The organism is Calditrichota bacterium, assembly GCA_016867835.1.
GTDB lineage: Bacteria > Electryoneota > AABM5-125-24 > Hatepunaeales > Hatepunaeaceae > VGIQ01.
On sequence record VGIQ01000193.1, the window covers coordinates 1 to 2,634 of the forward strand.

The 2,634-nt window shown below is 59.9% G+C and carries 4 protein-coding genes; all 4 read left to right on the forward strand.

Going from position 1 to position 2,634, the window contains the following annotated elements; translation table 11 throughout:
- A partial coding sequence (gene pyrF / locus FJY67_11970; protein ID MBM3330164.1) for an orotidine-5'-phosphate decarboxylase occupies positions 1-528 on the forward strand: 528 nt, incomplete at its 5' end.
- 19 nt (positions 529-547) lie between these two features.
- Positions 548-1,234 carry a hypothetical protein gene (locus FJY67_11975; protein MBM3330165.1) on the forward strand — a complete coding sequence of 229 codons (687 nt, stop codon included), beginning with the start codon at positions 548-550 and terminating at the stop codon, positions 1,232-1,234.
- On the forward strand, positions 1,234-1,827 hold the full coding sequence (locus FJY67_11980; GenBank protein MBM3330166.1) for an orotate phosphoribosyltransferase: 594 nt from the start codon (positions 1,234-1,236) through the stop codon (positions 1,825-1,827). The genes FJY67_11975 and FJY67_11980 overlap by 1 nt, the downstream gene beginning before the upstream one ends.
- A partial coding sequence (gene lpxA / locus FJY67_11985) for an acyl-ACP--UDP-N-acetylglucosamine O-acyltransferase (protein MBM3330167.1) occupies positions 1,827-2,634 on the forward strand: 808 nt, incomplete at its 3' end. The genes FJY67_11980 and lpxA, both read left to right, overlap by 1 nt.

The window sequence follows — 2,634 nt, forward strand, 5'->3', positions numbered from 1 at the left end:
CTCGACGGCAAGCGTGGTGATATCGGCAACACCGCCAGGGCTTATGCTCGCGCGCTCTTCGACAACCTTGGCGGAGACGCCGCAACCGTCAGTCCCTATCTCGGAGCCGACTCGCTCGAGCCGTTCGTCGAACGTCCTGACCGCGGCGTCTATGTGCTTGCGGTAACATCCAATCCGGGCGGTGCTGCATTGCAAAACCTCGACTGCGAAGGCGAGCCATTCTATCTGCATATCGTCCGGATGGCCCGGCAACTAAGTCGGGAAGGCAACGTCGGCCTTGTTGTGGGGGCTACGCGGCCTGAAACCTGGAAGTCGATTCTAAGTGAGGCCCTTGACATGCCGCTCCTGATTCCCGGTATCGGCGAGCAAGGCGGAGACCTCGCAGCATTAAAGAACGCCCTCCAGGACTATCGCGGACCGGCGCTGGTCAACGTCTCCCGCAGCATCCTCTATGCATCGTCAGGAGAAGACTTCGCCTCCGCCGCCGGCGACGCAGCCGGCCGTTTCCGGGAGCAACTCGTTCAATGATCACTGACCGGAAGGCTTGATGCTCGGCCCGAACTTCCTCCAGATCCGCGACCGGGTCGAACTGCGGGTGTCGCATGGCGATTCGGTCAGCGTCTTCGATGTCCGGGTCCAGGACATTCAGCCCGACGGCATTTACATCGATCGTCCGATCATTGACAAACGCCTTATGCCGGCGCGTATCGGCAGTCTCATCGAAATTCAGTTCCAGCGTCAAGACGCGACCTACCGCTTCAACACCCGCATCCTGCGTGAGGAAGCCATCGGCCTGCTGCCCATTCTGGTTGTCGAGCGTCCTCGCGAACTGGAGCGCATTCAGCGCCGCGAGCACTTCCGGCTCGACATCGAGATGCCGGTTCGCTTGCACCGCCTACAGCGTGACAAGGTCGAACGACTAAGCCCGGCGATTACGGGCACCGCCGTTGACCTCTCGGCCGGCGGCCTTAAACTTGCCGCCTCGGAAGACGTCCTGAAAGGCCTCGAGGAAGGCGAGCGCGTGCTCCTCTCTTTCTCACTGGAGAAACTCCTCAGTATCTTTCGCGTTGAGGCCGTGGTCCTTAAGATCCTGCCCGATTCCCGGCGCGACGACTACCTCGTCCTGATGTGCCGGTTCACCGATATTCCCAAGGAGTTGCAGGAGGAAATCATCGTTCACAACATTCGTTATCAGCAGCGCTACCGGGTCGAAAAAGGGGGGAGGGCTGGTTGATGGAAATGACTCAAGTAGAGCAGATCTTGCGCGACGCAGGTGCTTTTCTAAAAGGCCACTTCCTCTACGCAAGCAAACTGCACGGCGAAGTCTATATCGAGAAGTTCCGGGCAATTGAAAATCCGCAGGTTACGTCGGAACTCTGCGCCGAACTCATCGCCCGTGCTCCGGCACCCCGTCCGCGAGTAGTGGTTGGCCCCCTCACTGGCGGAGCCTTAATGGCTTTCGAGATCGCCCGTCAGATTGGTGCGCTCGCCTACTTCACCGAAAAGATCGACGGCCGCAACGAACTGCGCCGTGGCTTCCAGATAGATCCCGGCGAACCGGTCTGGATAGCCGAGGATGTCGTCAACCTCGGGGGCTCGATCAGCGATGTCGTCAAGTGTGTGCAAGCCGCCGGAGGCGTCGTGACCGCCGCTCTCATTCTGGTCGATCGCAGCAAAGGCCGGGTCGCCTTTGACTTCCCGTTCATACCTCTCTTGCAGGTTACCGACCTGATCGAGTATCGTCCTGAAGAGTGTCCGCTCTGCCGTAAAGGTATCCCGCTTGTGGCACCCGGCGGTCGCAAAGCCTCCAGCCCCGGCAAATTCTGATGAGCCACCCTGCATCGGCGAGGATTCATCCTACAGCAGTCGTCTCGGGGCTCGCCCGAATCGGCGAGTATGTCGAGATCGGCCCGTTTGCGGTTATCGAAGACGATGTCGAGATTGGTGACCATAGCCGGATAGCGTCGGGAGTTCTATTGGCAAGCGGTGCGCGCATCGGCCGGGAGTGCCGAGTTTCCAAAGGTGCCGTCATCGGCACCGAGCCGCAGGACCTGAAGTTTGGCGGTGAACAATCCGAAGCCCGCATAGGCGACCGAACGGTGATCCGCGAGTTTGCTACCGTTAACCGTGGGACCGCCCACGGCCATAAACTGACTTCGGTCGGCAGCGACTGTATGCTGATGGCTTACTCCCATATTGCGCACGACTGCGCGGTCGGCGATCACGTGATCCTTGCCAACGCCGTCAATCTCGCGGGGCACGTAACGATCGGGGAGTGGGCTTCGATAGGCGGTGTCGTGGCGGTGCATCAGTTTTGCCGGATCGGGCGCCACGCCTTCATAGGCGGCTTCTCGCGAGTAGCGCAGGATGTGCCGCCCTACATTCTGACTACCGGCGACCCACTCGCCTACTACGGCCCTAACAAGATCGGCCTCAAGCGGCGCGGCTTCAGCGACGACCAGATCCTCGCCATCAAGCGCACCTACACTCGTATCTACCGCTCAGGCAAGGGCTTGCGTGAGGCTATCGAGAGCATCGGCAGCGATTTTCCGGAAAGCCGTGAGGCTTTGGAAATCGCTGACTTTTGCACAGGATCGAAACGCGGTATTATCGGTCTAAAGTCCAGAGCCTCAT